The following is a 22,132-nucleotide window of genomic DNA, read 5'->3' as shown; positions in this document are numbered from 1 at the left end:
TAAAACATTAACCATCTATGAGAAACATTTTATTTCTACTCAGTATTCTTGTATCCATTTCAGTAACTGCACAAGAAGATGCTGATAACATTAAAAAAATATACTCAACATCATTAACCAACGGAAAAAGCTACGAATGGTTAGACCATTTATCTAATCAAATTGGAGGTCGACTTTCAGGTTCTTTAAATGCTGAAAAGGCAGTTGAATATACTAAAGAAGAACTAGAAAAATTAGGTTTAGACAAAGTATGGTTGCAACCAGTTATGGTACCAAGATGGGTAAGAGGAGCACCTGAGTTTGCATATATTGAAACCTCTCCAGGAAAGACTACCAGTGTAAATATTTGTGCTTTAGGAGGCTCGATAGCAACTCCAAGTGGAGGAATAAAAGCTAATGTAGTTGAAGTTAAAAGTTTAGATGAATTAGAGACTCTAGGCAAAGAAAAAATAGAAGGTAAGATTGTATTTTTTAACAGACCAATGCAAGCCGACTTAATCAATACTTTTGAAGCTTATGGAGGTTGTGTAGACCAAAGATATGCTGGAGCAAGAGAGGCAGGAAAGTTTGGAGCTGTTGGTGTAATTGTACGTTCAGTTAATTTAAGATTAGACGATTATCCGCATACAGGAAGCATGAGTTATGGCGATTTACCTAACTCACAACGTATCCCTTCAGCAGCAATAAGCACTAACGATGCTGAGTTGCTTAGTAATATGCTAGGTTTAAATAAAGATATTAAGTTTTACTTCAGTCAGCATTGTCAACAATTGAAAGATGTGCAGTCTTATAATGTTATTGGAGAAATTACAGGTAGTGAATTTCCTAACGAATATATTATTGTAGGTGGTCATTTAGATTCATGGGATTTAGGTGATGGTTCTCACGATGATGGAGCAGGTTGTGTGCAATCTATGGATGTGTTACGACTGTTAAAAGAAAGTGGTATAAAACCAAAACGTAGTATTCGTGTGGTGTTGTTTATGAATGAAGAAAACGGACTTAGAGGAGGACGAAAATATGCTGAAGTTGCAAAGGCAAAAGGCGAGAAGCACGTTTTTGCTTTAGAAAGTGATTCGGGTGGATTTACACCTAGAGGCTTTACTTTTGATTGCAGTGATGCGGTTTATAATAAAGTTTTAGGTTGGAAAGAACTCTTTAAACCCTACTTAATTCATTATTTTGAAAAAGGAGGAAGTGGAGCAGATATTGGACCTTTAAAGGATGACAATATTGTATTAGCTGGTTTAAGACCAGATTCTCAACGTTATTTTGATCACCATCATGCAGCTAATGATACTTTTGAGCATGTTAATAAAAGAGAGTTAGAACTTGGTGCTGCAACAATGACCGCTTTGGTCTATTTGTTTGATAAATATGGTACTGAAACAATAACTACAGAACAACAGTTAAAAGATTAATAGGTATGAAAAAAGTATGTTCAGCGTTATCCTTGTTTTTTACGCTATCTATTGTTGCTCAAAATAATGATGATAATTTACCTTATTACGAAATCCCTGAATATTCAGATACTTACACTGCAGGAACTGTAGCCGCAAGAATGATAGATGGTTTAGGGTTTAGGTTTTATTGGGCTACAGATGGATTGACAGAAGAGGATTTAAGTTATAAACCTATTGGTGGCTCACGCTCTACAGGAGAAACTGTAGATCATGTTTTAACACTTTCTTATGTGATTTTAAGTGCAGCTTTAAATCAACCATATGATAAAAAAGATACATCACAATTAAATTTTGAAGAAAAACGTAAGCGAACATTAATCAATTTAAAAACAGCTGCTGATATTTTAAGAGCTAGTGATGATGTATCAAAATTTGTTATTGTTTTTGGAGAAAGAGAAAACCCTTTTTGGAATGCTATTAATGGCCCAATTGCTGATGCAATATGGCATTCAGGACAAATAGCATCTTATAGAAGAACTTCAGGAAACCCAATAAATTCTAATATTAATCATTTTACAGGCACTGTGAAAAGTAATTAGTTTACTAAGGCTGTAATTTCACTAGCTATATGTTTTATTTTTTCGCGAGTAATAGGTTTAATAATGTAGTTTGAAACGTTTTGGTACTCATTAGCCTTTTGAATATCGTTAGGATCAATTGAGGAACTAACAATAAAAATGATAATTTTCTTTTCGGTTTTGTGTTTTACAAACTCGTCAAGAAACTGCCATCCATCCATAATAGGCATATTCAAATCCAGTAAAATAAGTTCAGGAAGTTCTTCTTCATTATTAGCATCCATTAATGGCGTTAAGTGATTTATAGCATCTTCTCCATTAGAGAATACTAAAATGTTTTTGCAGATTTCTTCCTTATCGAACATCTTTTTTGTTGTAAAAACAAAAATAGGGTCGTCGTCTATTATATATAGTGTGTTAATTGATTTCATGTTTTAAATGTAGTAAAAATGTTGTACCAATACCTACTTCACTTTCAACTTCTATTTTTCCACCTATTGCTTCTACCTGATTTTTGGTTATAAATAACCCAAGACCTCTAGAATCTTTGTGTTTGTGAAAGGTTTTGTACATCCCAAATAATTTTTTTCTGTGCCTGTTTAAATCAATACCCATTCCATTGTCTTCAATTTTTAAAATAAGATATTGGTTATCGTCAGTAAAACTAGTACTAATATTAATTTTTGGAGCAACATCAGGCTTTTTATACTTTATACTATTACTTATAAAATTTAAAAGAATACTGTCTAAATAAGCAGGTACAGTATCAATGATAAGATGTTTTGGTACATTATTGATTATGCTTCCATCATTTTCTAAGATGTGTGCTTTTAAGCTTTCTTTTGTTTTGTTTATGGCTTCATAAAGATTGGTTGGTGTTAAATCTTCATGCAGTTTTGTGTTTAAAATAGCAACTTGGTTAAGGTTTTCTACCGTTTCACTTAAATTATTAACTGCAGTGTCAACTAGAGGAAAATAGCTATTATCTGTAGCTTCAGGTTCTTCGTGTTTCATCAAGTCTAGTAACATTTCTAAGTTACCAGAATGTGAACGCAAATTATGCGAAACTATGTGAGCAAAGTTTAATAATCTTGAATTTTGGTCTTTAGTGATTTCTAAAAGGGTGTTAACTTTTTTCTCAGATTCTTTTCGTTTAGTAATATCATTTATTTGAGCGACTAGATGAAGAGGTGTACCATCTTCATTACTAACTAAAGATACATTAAGACTAGCCCAAATTATACTTCCATTTTTATGAAGATATCTTTTTTCTATTTGAAAATTTGAGATTTCATTACTTAATAATTTTGCAAATTTTTTATCTCCTAAAGTAGTGTCTTCTTTGTGAGTTATATCTTTAAAATTAAAGGTTTTAAACTCATCAGTAGTATAACCTAGCATGTTTCTTAAGCTTTGGTTTACCCTAATGAATTTACCCTCTAAACTTACAATAGCCATTCCAATGGAGGCACTGTCAAAAGTTTTTCTAAACTGTTGTTCTCTTAGTGCAACCTTTTTTTGAGTTTTATTTTTCTCAGTAATGTCTTGAAATAGTCCTTGAACTTTTACGCATTTTTCATTCTCTAATACAGGAAAACCAATAGCGCGAACCCATTTTTCTCGACCTTTAGCACTTACAAGTTCTAATTCTACGTCATAAGGTTCTCCTTGCTCAATACATCTATTGAAATAGTAAGTTATTTTATCTCTAGAGTAGCCTTCTTTGTAAAAATCTAGTGCTTTTTCAAGTTCTATATTATAGGATTTTCCAACATCATGAATTTCTCTGGTTATATCACTCCATTGAATTTCATAAGGTTCTAGTAATACTTGCCATGTTCCAATTTTTGCAGCTTTCTGAATAAAATCGAGAACTTGCTGAGAGTCGTTTACATTGAATTGCATATATAGCTATTAGTTTTAAGGTATTATTGGGATAATTCAAATATACAATTTGAAATGAAATTTGCAATTATACCGTTACTAATAACTTAATGGTTTTGATTACTTAACAATGTTTGAGTATGCTTCTTAAACATTTAATCGGTCTTTTTACGTTTAATAAATCTTATAACAAAGAAAATAGCACTTAGTAAACCTATAAAAACAGCTGTAGCTATCATTTCTTTATTAGAAAGATTAGATAAGAAATATATAATAATGCCAATTGATAGAATTGGAACAGTTAGTCCACCAGGAATTTTAAATTCACCAGCCTCAGATTTTTTAGTTTTCCTAAGTTTTATAACTGAAAGTGCTACACCCAAGTAAAGTAAAAGAATAGAGCTAGTAGCAATAATTACAAGTTGTTCAAAACTTCCTGTAGATGCAAATAAAAACACCAAAAAACCATGTACAATAATTGCAATGTATGGTGTAGCAAATTTAGGGTGGATTTTAGCTAGTGGTTTTATAGGAATAACTTTGTCTCTAGCTAAAGCATACATTACTCTTGGTGAGTTTAGCAAGTCGCCACTAACCATACCAAACATTGAAACAGCGGCTCCAATGGTAAGTAAAACATAACCAAATGTTCCCATTGATATTTTTGCGGTTTCAGCTAGAGGTGTTGCTTTGTGGTTTACTAAATCAGTTCCAAGAACACCTTGCGACACCGTTTGAATAAGAATATATAATACTACTACAGAGCCTATGCTTAAAAAAATTGAACGAGGTATTGTGCGTTTAGGATTCTTAATTTCTCCACCAACAATTAACCCAGTTTCACAACCTAAAAAAGCAAAAAAGAGAATTAATGAGGATTCACCAAGTTGACCTAAGGTAGGTAATGTCTCAATATGCAAATTAGACACTGATATGTTTTTAAACCCTAAAACCACTAAAACAATTAAAGGGATAACTTTTAAAAGTGTGTTGATTTTCACCAAACCAATACCTTGTTTTATACCTCTTACATTAATTGTAACCAGTAATACATACACTATAAGTAACGAAAGAACTCTGTAAGAAGTTAATTCAAACAAAGGGTTGAATGTTGCTATAATATTTAATAAAGCATTAGCCACTGCTGCTGATGCAAGTATATTACTACCTGAAGCAAAAATACCTGCAAGAAAACCTGCATAATCACCAAAAGCGGTTTCAATGTAAGTGTAAGGGCCTCCAGTATTATTTACTTTACTTCCTGCTTCAGCAAAGCAGAGTACTATTAATGCAATAAGAATTCCACAAAAGATGTAAGAAAAAATACTTGCTGAACCCATAATGCCAGCAATTACAGCAGGAAGAGCAAAAATTCCAGCTCCAATCATAATGTTCATTATATTGGCAGATAGTCCAAAAACACCAATGGAGCGTTTTAAGCCTTCATCTTTTTTTATCATCTTTTAAGTGTTAGTTTTTTACCATAAGTTAATTGTCTCCAAATCCATTCCATTGGGCCAAATTTAAAATAGTTAAGCCATAGTTTGCTGAGAATAACTTGAAGAACAAAAATAGTTAAGGCAATTAGCATCACAATAGTAAAACCATATTTTCCAGTTTGGTTGAATCCAAAACCGTAAAAAATAATTATTGAAATAATGGTTTGTGTGAGGTAGCATGTTAATGCCATTTTTCCAACAGGCTTAAACCAGTTTAAAAAACTTACTTTTCTTTTGTATAGTAAAGCAATTCCTGCAGCAAAAGCCATAGCTAATGGTACAGTGCCAAAGGCATAAGTTAGTATATGTAAGATTTCTAGTGACACATTTTTTACGCTAAAAAATTCTATATAACCTCTTATGAAGTTCATTGGTAAACCTAGTAGAATTCCAATAAGTAAGCTCTTCCTTAAAAATGGAATATTGTTTAATAAATTTTCATTTAAAATTTTTCTTCCAGCCCAAATGCCTAATAAGAAAATACCAAAAACTTTAAAAATGCGACCTTCTTCTAAAATCATACCTATCCTAATAAATGCATTTCCTAAACTCATTTTAAAAAAATCAGGAAGGTTTGTGTTGGTTAAAAAAGCTACAATGTTAGGTTGTAAGTGGCCATTCATTTCTATAACTGGCATTCCAAAATGTTGATATATATTTGTACTTAGTTGAAAGTAAGTTTCAGGATAAAATATTCCAGTAAAGTATATAAATGCCCAATTTACAATAGGAGCTAAAATTAAGATTATGGCAGTAACTAAAAGTGTTTTATTTGATTTTTTAATAAACCAAATCAAGAAAAAGCCCAAAAGCGCATAGAGTGTTAAAATATCACCAGGCCATAAAAGAAACAAGTGTATTAACCCAAACACTAAGAGCCAAAACATACGTCTCCTAAAAAAACGAGCAAATGCCTTGTTGTGTGAAGTGACATTGTTAAATTGGATAGTACAACCTATGCCAAAAAGTAATGAGAAAATAGAATAGAATTTTCCATCTACAAGCACATACATTATATAGTTGAAAATTTCATCGGTAGCACAATTTATTTCTCTTAAGTTGCTATCTGCATTGACAAACCAAAGTCCAGAAAAAAACGGAATATTTGCAGTGAAAATAAACATAATAGCGATGCCTCTTAGAATATCTAAATATTCTATGCGATTATTTTTTACAACAGGGTTAATGGTTTGGTTTTGCATAAGGTTGGTTTTTTAAATTTTTAATTAAGAAGAGAGTATTTTATTAAAAGATTATCATCTTTCCGCCATCGAATCCAACCAGTTCCCAAGGTTTTATAATTATTATCTTGTAATTCAACATACATCCATTCATTTTTAATTTTTATAGGTCGCATAAAGCTATATGGTATAGTTACTGTTTCAGCATGCTCTAAAGGTTTTATATATACTTTATAGGCAGAAGGTTCTCGAAACTCAACACTATGAACACCCAATAAAAACTCTGGCCAATATTGAAGTTTTCCAGCGTATCTGTCTACAAAAGCAGTTTGGTTGATTCTAGTATTTACAACTACTTCAATAAAATCATGTGATATGGATTTTACTTTGAAATACAGCATGTCATAATCCAGTTTCAAATGCTCTGGCATTAACCAAGAAGGAGCAGTTGCTATATCAAAACCTCCATATTCTCGTTGTTTAAATGTTATGCTATCAACAGGTATATGTTCTTGAACAGATTTCCTATGAGTTAAATTTCCATAGAAATAGAGCGTTTTGTGCTCATAAAAGTTAGGAGAGAACATACCTAAACCCATTTCATTTTTAAGTTGTTTTTCAACGTTTGTGCGTGTTAACATCGCCATAGGTTTAGCATCTAAAGTTGGAGTAGTAGGTTGTTCCTTTTTAGGGAGCTCATCTTTTAATTTCTCTTGTTGTCGTTTTTGGTATTTTATTGTGAAATATGTAAATGAGGCAATAACAATGAGCGTTAAAAAAATATTGATTTTAATGATTAGATTTCGTTTAGATTTTATAGCTGTAAGTATTGATAAGAGTAACCCAATAAAGGCTCCAATAACACCATAACCCAATACAATTGCACCACCAGCTAGCATTTGTCCTTTACCAGCTTCGGTAATACCTGCATAAATTAACCCTAAAAAGAAAAAGGCAATTATTGATAAAAAATACATTAATAAGCTATAAGGTTTAACCGCTTGATGTGCCATAATTAATAGGTTATTGTTTTAGTAACAGTTTCGCCTTTTTTCACTTCAATTGTAAATGTTTCGGTTTTTCCTTTATGCACTCCAAGGGTTACAACTTTAACTTTATAAGTTCCTGTGCTTAATAAAAATTCTCTAGGGTTGCTACTGCTAGATGTATAGGTTCTTGAGGCTGCCACATTTTTATTGGCATCTACTTCATGGAAGTTAACAGTAGCATCAATTAATTCGCCACTTGAAGTTTGTACACCAACCATCACTTTTCCAGTGTCAAAATTATGGGTTATTGGAGTTGTGGTGTTCGATTTTACTTCAACATTATCTATCTCAAAGTAGGTGTTGATACCTTTCATTACAAGGCCCTGAAAAGTAACTTTATATTTTCCAGCTGGTACTTCCATGGTTTTAGAACGACCATAAGTTCGAGTATTAGAGGCTACTTTCCCATTTGAGTCAAACATTTTTACCACAGCATCCCAACCTTCGCCATTATTAGTAGCTGTAACTTCTAGTGTGCCTCCATCAAAACTGATTGTTTCGTGTTTTGTTTCCCCTTCTTTGATCTCAACTGTAATTGAAGTTCCAGGAATGTCTAAACCTTCAAGAGGTCTAATGGCAATGTCGTATTTTCCAGGAGGTAAATGTACCCAAGCGGAATCTCGATAAGTTCTTGATCCATCAACAGCTTCATTGGTTCCAGCTTCTGTTGCTTTTACCCATGCATCTACAGGTTCTCCGTTTTTTGTTGCATAAATAGAAAAATTGCCTTCGGGTTTATCTACTGTTGCTGATGTTGCTTCAGTAAGACCTTCTCCTAATGCACTAGCGTTTGAAGCGTCATAATACCTTCCGCCTCCAGCATCAGCAGCACATTTAAGCTGTTCGGTTTCATTTTCTTTTAAACCAAAACCAACAATGTGCAATTTAAAATCAATGCCACTTGCTTTAGCTTGTGCTACAATATCACAGAGATTGCCATCACACGACTCAATTCCATCGGTCACTAAGATTATAGTGGCTTTTACATTGTTTTCTTTTAAAGAGTTTATAGCTAAAGTTGCAGATCGTGCTAATGGTGTTTTCCCTAAGGGATTAATAGTTTTTACAGTTTCAGTGATTTTTGATTTAGAAGTATTGGTTATGTCTGCCATGTACTCAATATCGTCACAGTCACCTTTGGTTCTATGTCCATAAGCAATAAGCCCAACATGTTGGTTTTCGGGTAGGTTGTTTACGGTTGTTGACATTACTTCGGAAGCAATTTCTTTTTTGGTTTTTCCATCAAGTTGTCCCCACATTGAACCACTTGCGTCGTAAATAAATAAAATTGGCGAAGGAGCTTTTTGTTCTTGTGAATAGGTTTGAATAACGAATCCAAACAAAGAGAAAAGAATAACTAAACGTTTCATTTTTAAAAAATTTAATAAGAAGTAGATGAATCTCTTAAAAGTAAAATGGGAACGGGTTAAATTGTTGCGTTTTAAAATAAGCATAAAAGTCTTTTAAATGAGTGCTATTAATCAAAAGACTTGAGGAACAATTGTTTATAAATATAGTGTTTTGTTTGATTAGTTTTAACTTTTGAATAAAATCAATTTATGTTTAATCGCTATAACTAATGTTTATGTTTTTAAAGCTTTTTACTTTTTCTTGATGTTTTTTAAAGTTGGTGAATTTCAAAATTACAATAGTAAGTAATGGGATAAGAGTGATTAGTAAAAATAGAACTTCCCAACTAAAATAAGATTTAAGCATTCCCAATAGAGCAGCACCTGTAGATCTTCCTAAGTTGGAAATAGTCATGTATAAAGTAAATTGACTGGCTGCTACGGTTTTCCAGCAAAGATGCATTGCTGCAGCAAAAATAGCTATGGTTAAAGAAACATATAAACAACCGTAAAGAAACATAAAACCATAAACAACAATTTTACTACTCCATGAATTTACTAAGAAAGAAAAGATAAGTATTGAAATGATTATCAAAATAAGATAGTGGTTAATCATTTTTAATTTTCCATGTTTATCCACCAAATAACCACCAATAAGCATCCCAACAATACCAGAAATAATATTGACTGTTGAGAAAACTTGAGAAAAACTCGTGTTAGTCCAACCTAACTCCTGTACCGTAAAAATCGGAAATAAGGCATCTACCACACCAAACAAATTGCTGACTACAAATACAGCAATTAAAAACAACATACTTGTAGGTTGTTTTACCACTTTAAGTAAGTTATTCAATAGTTGTTTCCAATTTCTACTTTGTTTATTTAGAGATTCTGAAGATATTTTGCCTTTAGTCCATGGTAGTAGTTTTTCACCAGGTCGCTCTTTTATGAAAATAGGAACTAAAATTATTAATGCTACAGTAATAGCTACTGAAGAGATAGCTAATGAAAACCCAATAGTATTAATCAAGAATGTACCAACTAGTAATGATAGGGAAGTACCTATTATCTTCGTTCCCCACATAAGCCCATTAGCCCTTGCTTGTTCTTTGACAGGAACCATATCTATAGCCATACCATCGGTTGCAACATCTTGAAAAGCACCAAAAAAGTTGACGCAGAATCCTGCAACCATAAGTCCTGTTATGTTATTAAGAGGGTCAGGTACAATACCATAAGCCAAAAAACTTAAGATTAACCCTAATTGCCCTAAAATTACCCAAGGTCGTTTTCTGCCCATGCTTAAAAATGTGTAACGATCCATTAGAGGTGCAACCACTATTTTAAAACTCCATGGAATTAAAGCAATACTTATAAAAGTGGCAATTTCAGCTGGAGATTTTCCATTCATAGCTAACCAAGCAGGTATGGCATAAAATGTAATGCCTTCTGGAATGCCCTGCGCCAAATACAATATCGAAAACGAAACATATCTCGTAATGACATTGTTACTTAGGGTTTTATGTGGTTTTATATTTTGTGATTTCATTCTTCAGGTATTAACAGTTAAAAACCCTAGATTAAATGTTGGTAGGATCTATGAATATCACCACATCACAATCTTTGGTAAAATTTTTCAATTCAGATTTTATTGAAGTGTCCAATTCACATACATGAAGGTTTTCAGCATGTTCTAGTTCCATTAAATGATGATAGTTTTCTTTCTTTTTAATGTCTAAAGTTGAAATTTTCACATCAAAATTTTGATTTAAAAATAGGGATACAACATTGTCATCTATGTATCCTGAACCACCTATGATACCTACTATTTTCATGTTGGGTTATTTGGTTTAATGTTCTACTTTTTTTAATCCAAAGATGTTCAAAACTTGTAGAGATGTAATCGCATTCTGTTGGTTGACGACCTGATAAAATACCTGAAGCTATTATTTTATTTTCACTAACAATTTTTAACTCTAGATTAGTGATTTCAATTTGTGTCCATTGGTTGATTAAAACAGCTTCTAGCGTTATAAAGTTTCTGTTATTTAGGTTTTCAGTCTCAGTTCTCAAAAACTCCCAACTCATTAACTGTTCTAGAGTTTGTAAATGAATTGATGTTTGTTTGTTGTCTTGTAACGAGTTGTAATACTGTGTTATGGAGTTTAAGTCTTTATTGTTTATTGTTGATTGAGAAAACCCAAAGTTTGATAGTAACAGTAAAGCTGAGTATAGAATTATTTTACCCATTATTTTTGTGATTTTGAATTACTTAAGGTAGATGCAATGGTTATAAGATCAGCTCTATAAATATTTAACACTAAACTTTAATGATGTTTTACTTATAACCATTGATTTAGTCATCTCCACCAAAACTAAAATCTACCTTTTTGTGAGTTGGTTATTTAGAAGCTTCGGCTTCTTCTTTCGACAATTCTTTTTTACTAGCTTCAATAGCTTGAAGTTCTAAGATAACCTCTGTTGGGTCCCAGTAACCTAATTGTCTTACAATTTTACCATCAGCAAACCTATAGGTAAGATGAACAGGCATTGTAATTTCTTTACCAGTTTCTTTCATTGTACCTTTCCATTCTAGCCAACAGTTTACCCAAGTTTCGCCATCGTCAGTTACTACCATTTCATATTCTGGATCATTGTCGGTAAACCCTCTGCTAGAGTAGTAATTTTCATTAGCTTTATGAAACGACATGGTTTCTTCTACAGTCATAAACTTATCAGAGTTGAAATAAGTTTTACAAGTGTCAGCATAAAAGCTGGTATCATAATTCTTGGCATTGTATTGCTGTATCGCTTTTTTTACTGTTTCAATTTCAGGCGACTGTTGTGTGTAGCGTTTGCTTTGCTCTTGGCAAGCTGTAAATAGAACGAGTACAATACTTAAAATAAATAGCTTTTTCATTGGTTTAGGTTTTATTGTTTACTGTAGCTTAAATCAGGTCGCATCCAGCCAGATATTTCACTGTAACTTGAAATAAGACTATTTAAATTGTCAAAAAGCGGTCTAGCTTCTTCACCTAAGAGTTTCCAATTGTCTTCAGAAATTTGTTCATAATCCAAAGCGCTTTTAGCTGAAATAACCACAACAAATCTATCTCCAACATGCCCAAAACCGTTTTGGTAAATGCGATAGTGCATTTTGGAATTTTTTTGTGCAAACAAATCTTTAATAGCTTTTATTGCTTCTCTGGTTTTACTTACATTTTTGGCTGCAACATCCATAAAAATCCATCTTCGGTAGTTTTGCCCTTCTTGAGTTGTACTCATCCCATCTGGCATGTAAGACAGGTTTTCATTTAGTAATGTAATGTAGCTACCGTGTTTGTCGTAGCATTCGTTAAAACGCTCAAAGTAAGAGGTGAATTTTTCTTCACCTACGGTTTTAGCAAAATCTTCCATTGGATCTTCATCTAAATCTGCAAATTTTTCAACAGGAGTAATAGTTAAAAATGTACCATCATCCATTTGTGCAACACTCCAGGATTCTGAAAAATTATGCTTTTCACAAAGCGCTTTAAACTCTTTAGAGACTTCAATATAGTCATTGTGCTTTGAAGGTTTTACTTGATCTTCATGAACAAGATAAGCTTGTACTTGAGCTACTGTTACTAAAGGCAATACAAGTAGAGCCAAAAGCAATAGTTTAGATTTCAATGTGTTTGAGGCACTAATTGTTTTTGAAATTTTCATGATTAATAGTGTTTGAATTATTTTTTGTCTAATTGAGGTAACCCTGAAAACAGTTCGTCTGTATGCATTAAAAAGTATTTATCAAACTTTTTGAAAAATGCATCTCTATCATTTTCAGTTTTCCAAGCAGAATTAATTAACTCTCCTTGCTTTACACTTGCAGCTTCAACATCATTCCAGTTGGCATACTCTGTAACGAATACTAAATCTCTAGAATCGCTACCTGAAAGATGTCTCATTGCACGCTCGCTTATGATTTTGTCATTAGGTAGAACAACCTTTTTTTGGAACTCTTCTAATAATGAAGCTAATTCGGCTTGTGAGCCATTTTCTGGAATTGTAATTTTCCAAGTGGTAACTGTAAATACAGTATTGTCTTGAGCACTTGCGTTTGTTGGTGCAAGTATTAATAATAAAGCTAATACTAACGTAGTTTTTAAAATTTTCATGATTAATAGTTTTAATGGTTAATTAATAGCGAATCACATGTGAATCAGTGTCTAAGTAACTAATAATCAATAATTGAAAGAAGTGTGTTAGGACGAATGGATATAAATACTGTCCGAAGGGTAGGTTATAGTTTTCTAAGCAGAAAAATTAAATAGTATGTAGTCTTTTTAGTAATTCTTCTTTTAAAGTTTTACTAACAGGAATCGCTTTTTTAGCAATAACCACATGGCTTGTGGCAACTTCATCTATGTGCGAAATATTAATGATAAATGATCTGTGAATACGTAAAAAATGCATTTCTGGAAGTTTTTCATCTAAATCCTTTAAAGTGATAACCAATAGGTACTCTTTGCTTTTGGAGTGAATCCTACAATAGTTGCGTTCGGCCTCTATGTAAAGAATATCTTTAATATCCACCTTTACCATTTTTTCATGATGGCGCACAAATATAGAATCGCTTAAAATAAAAGGAGAAGGGTTGTCTTCTACAGTTTTTGTAGTGTTTTGTTTGAGGTCTTGTTTAGCAATTACAAGTTCAATAGCATGCTGAAGGTCTAGTTTTTTAAAAGGTTTTGATATAAACGCATGAGGATTGGTAGCTTTTGCTTTGTTAAAGTGGATGTCATCAGCATTTGCCGTTAGGTAAATGATTGGGATATCAAACTCTTTTTGAATCAGTTTTACGGTTTCTACGCCATCGAGAGCTCCTTTTAAGTTAATGTCCATTAAAATAATATCAGGAGTGTCTTGTTTTACATTAATAATAGCTTCTTCACCACGAGGAATAACACCAGTAATTTCATAACCCAAAGATGAGAGTTGTAACGAAATATTAGCTCCAATAACCATTTCGTCTTCTACAATTAATATTTTTGATGTTTGTGACATTAGGTTGATGTATTAAGTTTAAATTGAAATAAAACCGCTGTTCCTTTATCAATGATTTCTTGCATTTTTCCATTAAGCTGAAGTGTCAATAATTGAATAAGCTGTGAGCCAAATCCTGTGCCTTTTGCTGGTGCATTTTTTACTTTGCCAATGCCATTGTCTTTGACTTTTAATGTAAGCGTAGCATCGTTATTTTTTTTAAGGCTAATATTTATAATCCCTTTTGCGTCATCAGGAAAAGCATATTTTATTGCATTTGTGAGTAGTTCGTTTACTATAAGGCCAATAGGTACAGCTGTGTCTACATCAAGTTCTAGATTTTCCATAGCACATTCTATTTTTACTTTGTTTTCAGCATTAAAAGAGTCTAAAATACCATCGCCTAAGTTTATAAAATAGTCTTTCATTTCTATGGCTCCTAAGTTTTCGCCTTGATAGAGTTTTTGATGGATAATTCCCATAGATTGCACTCTGTTTTGGCTCGCTATCATAGCTTCTTTAGTTGCTGAATCATTTAATTGCGCAGATTGTAAACTGATAAGACTTTTAACCATCTCGAGATTGTTTTTTACACGATGGTGAATTTCCCTAAGCAGTAATTCGTTTTGTTTGTTTTTGGTGTCGAGTTCTTTATTTAAGATTTGAAGTTCTTGATTTCGCTTTTGACGTTTTCGGTAATTGTAAAACAACCCAAAGAGGATAAATGCTAATAAACTAGCAAGTATAATGTAGAGTACTTGTGTGCGCTTTTGTTGTGCGATTTTTTCATCCTGAAAATAGATAGTCGCATTTTTTTGACCAGTTTCATATTTTGCTTGAGCTTCAGATTCTAACCCAAAAATGACATTGTCTTTAAACTCTTCTAAAGTTTGAGCATATAAATGATGGTAATGCAATGCGGATTCGTAGTTGCCTAATGACTCGTAAATGTTAGATACATGCATATAGTTTTCCCAAAGATTTCTAACTCTACCTGTTTTTTTTATAAGCTCAATGGCTTTGAGATTATAGGGCAATGCTTCTTGATATCTACCTTGCATATAATATACATGACCAGTATTTGCAAGTGATGGGATGAGATAACGCTCTAAACCTAGCTTGGTTGAATTGTCATAATTAGCTTGATAATCTGCAATAGCTTCATCATAGCGTTCCATGTATTTGTAAATATTTCCTCGCCAGTTTACTGAAGCCATCATAGGAATTCCGTATTCGTTCAATTCCTTGTATAAGTCAATTGAAGTGTTAACGCTTTCAAGTGCTTCTTCTAGGTTTGAAGTAGAAAATAATTGATCAAACGCCTTAAAACGATAGGTTTCGGCTAGTTCAACTTTTGCATTGTCAAGCTGTTCTAATATAGCAATGGCTTTGTCACACCATTCAACTCCTTCAGCATAACTGCGTTCGTAATATTTTAGGTCGCAAATAGCTGCATAGCATTGCGCAATCCCTTTTTTATTGTTTGTTTTCTCATATAACTCCAGAGCTTCATAGGTTTTTTTTGTTGCCTGAGCATAATCAGCTTTTACCATTAAAAGTTCTTTGTGTTTTAGATATACATTGGCTAAAGCATTGTTGTTGTTTTGTTGAGTATAGATGTCTTTAGCTTTTTCAAGATAAATAAAAGCCGAATCTAGTTGAGAATAGTCTTTATGATAGGTGATTAAAAAGCTGTATGATTTGGCAAGTGCATCAGAATTTTTGGTAGTGTTTGATAGTGCAATGGCTTTATGCGCATTTTTTGAAATATGCGTAGAATCTTTTGAATTATGGATGTGATTATCTAACCAATTGAGCAGCGAATCTAATTTTTGAGAATTAGAATGTTGTGCAGAACAGGTGATTGCAAATAGTAATGCAAAAAAAATGGTTAGTTGTTTCATAAGCCTTAAATAAGCTATTAATTAAGACTTTAGGGTAAGCTAAAGGTAGTGAAAATAGATTTTATTTACTAAAATCTATTTATAGTTTATAATTCTATCTCTACCTGATTTTTTAAAATGTCCTCAAAAGTTTCTCGTTTTCTAATCAATTGCGCTTGTTCTTTGTGCCATAATACTTCAGCAGGACGATAACGTGAGTTATAGTTTGAAGACATAGAGTAGCAGTAGGCTCCAGCGTTTTTAAACGCAAGAATATCACCTTCAGCAATTTCATTTATTCGTCTGTTATTGGCAAAGGTGTCGGTTTCACAAATGTAGCCTACAACCGAGTAAAAGCGTTCTCTTCCTTTTGGGTTCGAAATATTGACGATTTCGTGCTGAGAACCATAAAGCATTGGTCTTATTAAATGATTAAAACCAGAGTCTATTTGAGCAAAAACCGTTGAGGTAGTTTGTTTAACAACATTTACTTTAGCTAAAAAGTAACCAGCTTCACTCACTAAAAATTTTCCTGGTTCAAAAGCTAAAGTGAGCTCTTTACCATATTCTTTACAAAATGTGTTAAATCGTTTCGTTAGTTTTTTACCAAACTCTTCAATGTTGGTTTCAATGTCACCTTCTTTATAAGGAACTTTAAATCCTGAACCAAAATCTAAAAATTCTAAGTTTTTAAAATGCTTAGCTGTGTCAAATAATATTTCGCTAGCATATAAAAACACATCAATATCCAAAATATCACTACCAGTGTGCATGTGAATACCATTGATGGTCATTTTGGTGTTTTCTACAATACGAAGTATATGCGGAATTTGGTGAATGGAAATACCAAACTTACTATCAATATGTCCAACAGAAATGTTAGTGTTTCCACCAGCCATGACATGCGGATTTATTCTAATGCAAACAGGAACTTTAGGATATTTTGTCCCAAACTGCTCTAAAATAGAAAGGTTGTCAATATTTATTTGCACACCAAGTTTTGCTGCAGTTTCAATTTCTTCTAATGATACACCATTAGGCGTATAAATAATAGTCTCAGGTGAAAAACCAGCAGCTAAACCTAATTGTACTTCTTGAATAGAAACAGTATCGAGTCCTGAACCTAATCCTTTTAATAATTTTAATACTGAAATGTTTGACAATGCTTTAGCAGCATAATTGATTTTAAGATGTTTTACTTTATTAAAAGCATTAGTTAATCTCTTGTATTGAGAGGTTATTTTTTCAGAATCATATACATAAACAGGACTCCCGAATTCTTGAGCGATATTAAGTAGTTGCTTTTCTAACATTATATTGGTGCAAATTTTTTCCAAAGGTATTTTATTCTCTTTAAATTAAAATTTAAGATTTAAAATATCACACAATTTAAACATTGTGTTAAATAATTAACAAATAATTTTTTATCTAGAATAAAAGACTTTTGTGACTGTATTTTTTTAGAGGATTAAAATTTCAATTATCGAGTAAATATTAGGGTAAGTAATCTCTATTAATTACATTTGTGCCACTTAAACTTTATAGCGAATTATGAATTTACACGAATATCAAGGAAAAGACATATTAGCAGGTTTTGGAGTTCGCGTACAACGTGGTATTGTAGCCCAAAACGCTCAAGAAGCAGTAGCTGCTGCTAAGCAATTAACTGAAGAAACTGGAACAGGTTGGCATGTTATAAAAGCTCAAGTTCATGCAGGTGGACGCGGAAAAGGAGGAGGAGTTAAACTAGCCAAAAACCTTCAAGAAGTAGAAAGTATAGCAGGACAAATCATAGGAATGAATTTGGTTACACCTCAAACTTCTGCTGAAGGTAAAAAAGTACACCAAGTGTTAGTTGCTGAGGATGTGTATTATCCAGGTGATAGTGAACCAGACGAATTTTACATGTCTGTGCTTTTAAATCGTGGTACAGGTAAAAATATGATTATGTATTCTACTGAAGGTGGAATGGATATTGAAACTGTTGCTGAAGAAACACCACACTTAATTTTTCATGAAGAAGTTGATCCTGCTGTAGGTTTAATGCCTTTTCAAGCAAGACGTATTGCATTTAACTTAGGGTTGAGTGGAGTAGCTTTTAAAGAAATGACAAAATTTGTTTCTTCATTATATACTGCTTATGTGAAGTCTGATTCTTCTCTTTTTGAGATTAATCCTGTTTTAAAAACAAGTGATAACAAAATTATGGCTGTTGATGCTAAAGTGACTATTGATGACAATGCACTTTACCGTCATAAAGACTATATAGATTTAAGAGATTTACGCGAAGAAAACCCTATTGAAGTTGAAGCTAAAGAAGTTGGACTTAACTATGTTGACCTTGACGGAAACGTTGGTTGTATGGTAAATGGTGCAGGTTTAGCAATGGCAACTATGGATTTAATTAAGCAAGCAGGTGGAGAGCCAGCTAACTTCCTAGACGTTGGTGGTACTGCTGATGCTGCTCGTGTAGAGGCTGCGTTTAAGATTATCTTAAAAGATCCTAATGTAAAAGCTATTTTAATTAACATCTTTGGAGGTATTGTTCGTTGTGATCGTGTTGCACAAGGTGTAATTGATGCCTATAAAAACATGGGAACTATAAACGTGCCAATTATTGTACGTTTACAAGGTACTAATGCTGATATTGCTAAAGAATTAATTGATAATTCAGGATTAGATGTACTAAGTGCTACTGAGTTCCAAGAAGCTGCAGATAAAGTACAGCAGGTATTGGCTTAAGAATATTATAAATACAAAATAGAAAAAAGAGTTGAAGCGTTTAAGTTTCAACTCTTTTTTTGTGGTTTATTTGAATTTTCCTTTTTAGGCATCGGACCACGTAAATGAATGATAAGTCCATTTAAAAAGTTACGTAAAATTTGGTCGCCACACTCCATATATTTAGGATGGTCTTCTTTTCTGAAAAAAGCACCAAGTTCACTTTTTGAAATTCTAAAATCAACCAAAGCTAAAATTTCAACAATTTCATCGTCTCTTAATTTATGAGCTACTCGTAATTTTTTAAATATATCGTTGTTTGTCATAGTCTGTTAACTTAATTGAGAGGGTGATTTTTCTCTGAATTTTTTGAAAGCATTAATAAAAAACCAAAGTACAATAAATTTAACGATTTCCTAATGTGCATTTCATCGAACTTGTTTTTTTAAGTCTATAAAATCGACGAAATGCGCATGTGTTATTAACATATTGATTTTCAGTTATTTGGATAAAATAAATGTACGAACGTAAGAAAACTACGATGAATGACATCTTTTTTTTCGATAAGCGACGAAATATCGACGACAATAAAAGTATTTATCTATTTAACTTTATAAAAAGTAATAATTACTCCCTCAGGTATGATAAATCGTGTTGAAAAGTTGAGTTTGTTATCCGAGATGATAGCATTCGCTATGAAAGATGAGAATATTAAATCCATTGAATACAATTTTCTTTTAGGCATCGCTAAACAATTAGAAATATCTAAAGAAGATTTTGATTATTTATTTAAGTCTCCAGTACATTATGTGCATTTAAAATCGCACAGCGAACGCATTGTACAATTCCATAGATTGGTGTTGTTAATGAATTTGGATAAAGAATTTACTTCCAAAGAACTCGTAAAGTTACATAATTTTGGATTGAGAATGGGCTTAAGCCATGAATCTATAAATAGAGTGTTGGATTTAATGGAAAGTTTCCCAAACAAGATTGTACCACCAGATTTTTTAATTGACATCTTTAAAGTACAATATAATTAGATTTGTAAGCAGTTAGCAGTTGTTCTAAATGTTAAACACAAATCACTTTACTTTTAGTTTTTCTAACTTCTCTTGATAGACTTTAATTTCATCCCTTAATTGAGCAGCAGCAATAAAGTCCAACGCTTTGGCAGCTTGTTCCATTGATTTGCGTTTTTCGCGTATTTTCTTTTCTAATTCACCTTTTGTTAAATACTCACTTTCAGGTTCTGCAGCTTTTAAAGCTTCTAATTCATAGCTGTAAGTACTCACTGAGTTTTTTGCTAAGGCATTATCCAAACTTTTGTTTAATGCTTTTGGTGTAATATTGTTTGCTGTGTTATAAGCAATTTGTTTTTCACGTCTGTAATTAGTTTCATCAATGGTTTTTTGCATGCTATTGGTAATTTTATCAGCATACATAATAGCTTTACCGTTAAGGTTACGCGCAGCTCTACCAACAGTTTGTGTTAATGAACGTGCTGAACGTAAAAATCCTTCTTTATCAGCATCTAAAATAGCAACTAAAGACACTTCAGGTAAATCTAACCCTTCACGAAGCAAGTTGACACCGACAAGTACATCAAACAAGCCTTTTCTTAAATCTTGCATAATCTCAACACGTTCCAAAGTATCTACATCACTATGAATGTAACGACAACGAATTTGTATGCGCTCCAGATATTTGGTAAGCTCTTCTGCCATACGTTTGGTAAGCGTAGTGACTAATGTGCGCTCATCTTTTTCAACACGTTGCTGAATTTCTTCTATTAAATCATCAATTTGATTTAAACTCGGTCTAACTTCAATTTCAGGGTCTAAAAGACCTGTAGGTCTAATCACTTGCTCTACATAAATACCATCGGTTTTTTGAAGTTCATAATCTGCAGGAGTTGCACTTACGTAAATTACCTGGTTTTGTAAAGCTTCAAATTCTTCAAACTTTAAAGGTCTATTATCCATAGCTGCAGGCAACCTAAAACCGTATTCAACCAAATTTTCTTTTCGGCTTCTGTCGCCTCCATACATAGCATGTACTTGCGATATGGTTACATGACTTTCATCCACAACCATAAGAAAATCATCAGGGAAATAATCTAGCAAACAGAACGGTCGCGTTCCAGGAGCTCTACCATCTAAGTATCTCGAATAGTTTTCAATACCTGAGCAATATCCAAGTTCGCGAATCATTTCAAGATCAAATTCGGTACGTTCTTTAAGACGTTTAGCTTCCAAATGTTTACCAATTTCTTTGAAATAATCATGTTGTTTTACTAAATCATCTTGAATGTCTTTTATTGCATTTTGTAAGACTTCAGGTGAAGTCACAAACATATTTGCAGGATAAATGTTGAGCTTTTCATATCGTTCAATAATTTCATTGCTCATTGGGTTGAACGCTTCAATCTCTTCAATTTCATCTCCAAAAAAATGAATTCTGAATGCATTATCTGCATAACCAGGGAAAATATCTACTGTATCGCCTTTTATTCTGAAATTACCATGATTAAAATCGGCTTCAGTACGCGAATACAAACTTTGTACAAGTTGATGGAGCAGTTTGGTTCGGGAAATAGTTTGGTCAACTTCAATAGAAATTACATTCTTTTGAAATTCAATTGGGTTTCCAATACCATACAAACAAGACACTGAAGCAACTACCAAAACATCTCTACGACCTGACAGCAGAGAAGAGGTTGTGCTTAAACGCATCTTCTCAATTTCTTCGTTTATTGATAAGTCTTTTTCAATGTAAACACCAGATACAGGAATGTAAGCTTCTGGTTGGTAGTAGTCATAATAAGACACAAAATACTCTACAGCATTGTCAGGAAAAAACTGCTTGAACTCACTGTATAATTGTGCTGCTAATGTTTTGTTATGTGCTAAAACCAAAGTTGGTCTTTGCACTTCTTGAACAACATTGGCAACAGTAAATGTCTTACCTGAACCTGTAACACCAAGAAGCGTTTGGTATTTTTCATTACTCTCTATACCAGTAGCTAATTGTTTTATAGCTTTTGGCTGGTCTCCTGTAGGCTTAAATTCTGACTCTATCTTAAATCGCATAACACAAATTTACGATAAAGATTGCGTGTATTCAACTATCGTTTTAATGTAAAATGACCTCTAAACTCTTGGTTGTTATACAAAGTAATAAGGTACCAATAGTCATTAGATTCTAGATTGTTACCATTGTAAGTTCCATCCCAACCATAAGAGTTTGGAGAAAGCTGTTTAAGTAGTTTTCCGTATCTATTGAATATAAAAATTTCTTTGACACTATTGTTTGGGTCATATACCATCCAAGTGTCATTGAAGCCATCACTATTTGGAGTGAAAAATTTAGGGATATGTAAACTTGCTTGAATTAAGAATTGTAAAGATTTTATAACGCATCCATTTGTATCTTGAACAAAAAGAGTATGGAAGCCTTCGCTTAGATTATTAAATATAGTACTCGTTTGGAAATTGGAATTATCAATAGCAAACTCATAATTAATACTAGAGTCGTCCATAACAACAGTAATGTCATTA

22 protein-coding genes are annotated in these 22,132 nt (G+C 32.7%); 4 read left to right on the top strand and 18 right to left on the bottom strand.

Annotation, left to right across the window (positions count from 1 at the left end; all coding sequences use genetic code 11):
• The first annotated feature begins 17 nt into the window (after positions 1-17).
• Both A8975_RS13080 and A8975_RS13075 read left to right on the top strand, forming a co-directional pair.
• Complete coding sequence (locus A8975_RS13080) at positions 18-1,421, top strand: M20/M25/M40 family metallo-hydrolase (RefSeq protein WP_131507804.1); 1,404 nt, start codon at positions 18-20, stop codon at positions 1,419-1,421.
• A 5-nt stretch (positions 1,422-1,426) separates the two neighbouring features.
• Entirely contained in the window at positions 1,427-2,002 is a 576-nt protein-coding gene (locus A8975_RS13075) for a DinB family protein (protein WP_134201045.1), read from the top strand.
• Here the strand turns inward: A8975_RS13075 and A8975_RS13070 are convergent.
• From A8975_RS13070 to lysA, 15 genes are all read right to left on the bottom strand, one after another.
• Positions 1,999-2,412 (bottom strand): response regulator, encoded by a 414-nt coding sequence (locus A8975_RS13070; RefSeq protein ID WP_134201042.1) that lies wholly within the window; start codon positions 2,410-2,412, stop codon positions 1,999-2,001. The genes A8975_RS13075 and A8975_RS13070 overlap by 4 nt on opposite strands.
• Positions 2,399-3,886 (bottom strand): PAS domain-containing sensor histidine kinase, encoded by a 1,488-nt coding sequence (locus tag A8975_RS13065; protein ID WP_134201040.1) that lies wholly within the window; start codon positions 3,884-3,886, stop codon positions 2,399-2,401. Before A8975_RS13065 ends, A8975_RS13070 begins: the two co-directional genes overlap by 14 nt.
• A gap of 134 nt (positions 3,887-4,020) precedes the next feature.
• A complete protein-coding gene (locus A8975_RS13060) occupies positions 4,021-5,325 on the bottom strand; it encodes an APC family permease (protein WP_134201038.1) in 1,305 nt (434 codons plus the stop codon).
• Positions 5,322-6,566, bottom strand: a complete 1,245-nt coding sequence (locus A8975_RS13055) for a DUF418 domain-containing protein (RefSeq protein WP_134201036.1) — start codon at positions 6,564-6,566, stop codon at positions 5,322-5,324. Before A8975_RS13055 ends, A8975_RS13060 begins: the two co-directional genes overlap by 4 nt.
• Positions 6,567-6,586: 20 nt before the next feature.
• On the bottom strand, positions 6,587-7,558 hold the full coding sequence (locus A8975_RS13050; protein ID WP_134201034.1) for a hypothetical protein: 972 nt from the start codon (positions 7,556-7,558) through the stop codon (positions 6,587-6,589).
• 2 nt (positions 7,559-7,560) lie between these two features.
• Positions 7,561-8,964, bottom strand: coding sequence for a vWA domain-containing protein (locus A8975_RS13045; protein ID WP_161566748.1), 1,404 nt, complete (start codon positions 8,962-8,964; stop codon positions 7,561-7,563).
• Between the two features lie 193 nt (positions 8,965-9,157).
• Positions 9,158-10,492, bottom strand: a complete 1,335-nt coding sequence (locus tag A8975_RS13040; protein ID WP_131507788.1) for an MFS transporter — start codon at positions 10,490-10,492, stop codon at positions 9,158-9,160.
• Positions 10,493-10,523: 31 nt separating this feature from the next.
• Complete coding sequence (locus A8975_RS13035) at positions 10,524-10,778, bottom strand: lactate/malate family dehydrogenase (protein ID WP_131507786.1); 255 nt, start codon at positions 10,776-10,778, stop codon at positions 10,524-10,526.
• Entirely contained in the window at positions 10,735-11,193 is a 459-nt protein-coding gene (locus A8975_RS13030) for a hypothetical protein (protein ID WP_134201032.1), read from the bottom strand. The genes A8975_RS13035 and A8975_RS13030 overlap by 44 nt, the downstream gene beginning before the upstream one ends.
• Before the next feature lie 151 nt (positions 11,194-11,344).
• Positions 11,345-11,863 carry a nuclear transport factor 2 family protein gene (locus A8975_RS13025; RefSeq protein WP_131507782.1) on the bottom strand — a complete coding sequence of 173 codons (519 nt, stop codon included), beginning with the start codon at positions 11,861-11,863 and terminating at the stop codon, positions 11,345-11,347.
• Positions 11,864-11,874: 11 nt separating this feature from the next.
• On the bottom strand, positions 11,875-12,651 hold the full coding sequence (locus A8975_RS13020) for a hypothetical protein (RefSeq protein ID WP_134201030.1): 777 nt from the start codon (positions 12,649-12,651) through the stop codon (positions 11,875-11,877).
• Positions 12,652-12,668: 17 nt separating this feature from the next.
• Positions 12,669-13,100: a hypothetical protein gene (locus A8975_RS13015; RefSeq protein WP_131507778.1), complete on the bottom strand. Its 432-nt coding sequence runs from the start codon at positions 13,098-13,100 to the stop codon at positions 12,669-12,671.
• Positions 13,101-13,248: 148 nt separating this feature from the next.
• Positions 13,249-13,989, bottom strand: a complete 741-nt coding sequence (locus A8975_RS13010; RefSeq protein WP_134201028.1) for a LytR/AlgR family response regulator transcription factor — start codon at positions 13,987-13,989, stop codon at positions 13,249-13,251.
• On the bottom strand, positions 13,989-15,872 hold the full coding sequence (locus A8975_RS13005) for a sensor histidine kinase (RefSeq protein ID WP_134201026.1): 1,884 nt from the start codon (positions 15,870-15,872) through the stop codon (positions 13,989-13,991). The genes A8975_RS13010 and A8975_RS13005 overlap by 1 nt, the downstream gene beginning before the upstream one ends.
• An 86-nt stretch (positions 15,873-15,958) precedes the next feature.
• Positions 15,959-17,164 (bottom strand): diaminopimelate decarboxylase, encoded by a 1,206-nt coding sequence (lysA, locus tag A8975_RS13000; RefSeq protein WP_134201024.1) that lies wholly within the window; start codon positions 17,162-17,164, stop codon positions 15,959-15,961.
• Between the two features lie 238 nt (positions 17,165-17,402).
• Between lysA and sucC the strand changes: the two genes are divergently transcribed.
• Positions 17,403-18,593: an ADP-forming succinate--CoA ligase subunit beta gene (gene sucC / locus A8975_RS12995; RefSeq protein WP_129761632.1), complete on the top strand. Its 1,191-nt coding sequence runs from the start codon at positions 17,403-17,405 to the stop codon at positions 18,591-18,593.
• A 47-nt stretch (positions 18,594-18,640) separates the two neighbouring features.
• On the opposite strand, the gene A8975_RS12990 is transcribed toward sucC, so the two are convergent.
• Positions 18,641-18,898 (bottom strand): DUF1456 family protein, encoded by a 258-nt coding sequence (locus tag A8975_RS12990; protein ID WP_129761633.1) that lies wholly within the window; start codon positions 18,896-18,898, stop codon positions 18,641-18,643.
• A gap of 315 nt (positions 18,899-19,213) precedes the next feature.
• Between A8975_RS12990 and A8975_RS12985 the strand changes: the two genes are divergently transcribed.
• Positions 19,214-19,615 (top strand): TerB family tellurite resistance protein, encoded by a 402-nt coding sequence (locus A8975_RS12985; protein ID WP_134201022.1) that lies wholly within the window; start codon positions 19,214-19,216, stop codon positions 19,613-19,615.
• Positions 19,616-19,657: 42 nt separating this feature from the next.
• On the opposite strand, the gene uvrB is transcribed toward A8975_RS12985, so the two are convergent.
• Together uvrB and A8975_RS12975 are read right to left on the bottom strand one after the other, a co-directional pair.
• Positions 19,658-21,664 (bottom strand): excinuclease ABC subunit UvrB, encoded by a 2,007-nt coding sequence (gene uvrB, locus A8975_RS12980; protein WP_134201020.1) that lies wholly within the window; start codon positions 21,662-21,664, stop codon positions 19,658-19,660.
• A 35-nt stretch (positions 21,665-21,699) separates the two neighbouring features.
• The coding region (locus tag A8975_RS12975; RefSeq protein WP_134201018.1) for a T9SS type B sorting domain-containing protein at positions 21,700-22,132 on the bottom strand (433 nt) is incomplete at its 5' end.

It is taken from the genome of Meridianimaribacter flavus (assembly GCF_004366715.1).
GTDB classification, from domain to species: domain Bacteria; phylum Bacteroidota; class Bacteroidia; order Flavobacteriales; family Flavobacteriaceae; genus Gaetbulibacter_B; species Gaetbulibacter_B jejuensis.
The sequence above is the reverse complement of the archived record's forward strand: the minus strand, read 5'-3'. Positions and strand labels throughout refer to the sequence as shown.

Bases quoted from the DNA above. Each gene is read 5' to 3' on its own strand.
- A8975_RS13070 (WP_134201042.1), bottom strand. From the start codon at position 2,412: ATGAAATCAATTAACACACTATATATAATAGACGACGACCCTATTTTT.
- A8975_RS13055 (WP_134201036.1), bottom strand. From the start codon at position 6,566: ATGCAAAACCAAACCATTAACCCTGTTGTAAAAAATAATCGCATAGAA.
- A8975_RS13060 (WP_134201038.1), bottom strand. From the start codon at position 5,325: ATGATAAAAAAAGATGAAGGCTTAAAACGCTCCATTGGTGTTTTTGGA.
- A8975_RS13065 (WP_134201040.1), bottom strand. From the start codon at position 3,886: ATGCAATTCAATGTAAACGACTCTCAGCAAGTTCTCGATTTTATTCAG.
- A8975_RS13075 (WP_134201045.1), top strand. From the start codon at position 1,427: ATGAAAAAAGTATGTTCAGCGTTATCCTTGTTTTTTACGCTATCTATT.
- A8975_RS13035 (WP_131507786.1), bottom strand. From the start codon at position 10,778: ATGAAAATAGTAGGTATCATAGGTGGTTCAGGATACATAGATGACAAT.
- sucC (WP_129761632.1), top strand. From the start codon at position 17,403: ATGAATTTACACGAATATCAAGGAAAAGACATATTAGCAGGTTTTGGA.
- A8975_RS13045 (WP_161566748.1), bottom strand. From the start codon at position 8,964: ATGAAACGTTTAGTTATTCTTTTCTCTTTGTTTGGATTCGTTATTCAA.
- A8975_RS13010 (WP_134201028.1), bottom strand. From the start codon at position 13,989: ATGTCACAAACATCAAAAATATTAATTGTAGAAGACGAAATGGTTATT.
- A8975_RS13080 (WP_131507804.1), top strand. From the start codon at position 18: ATGAGAAACATTTTATTTCTACTCAGTATTCTTGTATCCATTTCAGTA.
- A8975_RS13030 (WP_134201032.1), bottom strand. From the start codon at position 11,193: ATGGGTAAAATAATTCTATACTCAGCTTTACTGTTACTATCAAACTTT.
- uvrB (WP_134201020.1), bottom strand. From the start codon at position 21,664: ATGCGATTTAAGATAGAGTCAGAATTTAAGCCTACAGGAGACCAGCCA.
- lysA (WP_134201024.1), bottom strand. From the start codon at position 17,164: ATGTTAGAAAAGCAACTACTTAATATCGCTCAAGAATTCGGGAGTCCT.
- A8975_RS13015 (WP_131507778.1), bottom strand. From the start codon at position 13,100: ATGAAAATTTTAAAAACTACGTTAGTATTAGCTTTATTATTAATACTT.
- A8975_RS13020 (WP_134201030.1), bottom strand. From the start codon at position 12,651: ATGAAAATTTCAAAAACAATTAGTGCCTCAAACACATTGAAATCTAAA.
- A8975_RS12990 (WP_129761633.1), bottom strand. From the start codon at position 18,898: ATGACAAACAACGATATATTTAAAAAATTACGAGTAGCTCATAAATTA.
- A8975_RS12985 (WP_134201022.1), top strand. From the start codon at position 19,214: ATGATAAATCGTGTTGAAAAGTTGAGTTTGTTATCCGAGATGATAGCA.
- A8975_RS13025 (WP_131507782.1), bottom strand. From the start codon at position 11,863: ATGAAAAAGCTATTTATTTTAAGTATTGTACTCGTTCTATTTACAGCT.
- A8975_RS13005 (WP_134201026.1), bottom strand. From the start codon at position 15,872: ATGAAACAACTAACCATTTTTTTTGCATTACTATTTGCAATCACCTGT.
- A8975_RS13040 (WP_131507788.1), bottom strand. From the start codon at position 10,492: ATGAAATCACAAAATATAAAACCACATAAAACCCTAAGTAACAATGTC.
- A8975_RS13050 (WP_134201034.1), bottom strand. From the start codon at position 7,558: ATGGCACATCAAGCGGTTAAACCTTATAGCTTATTAATGTATTTTTTA.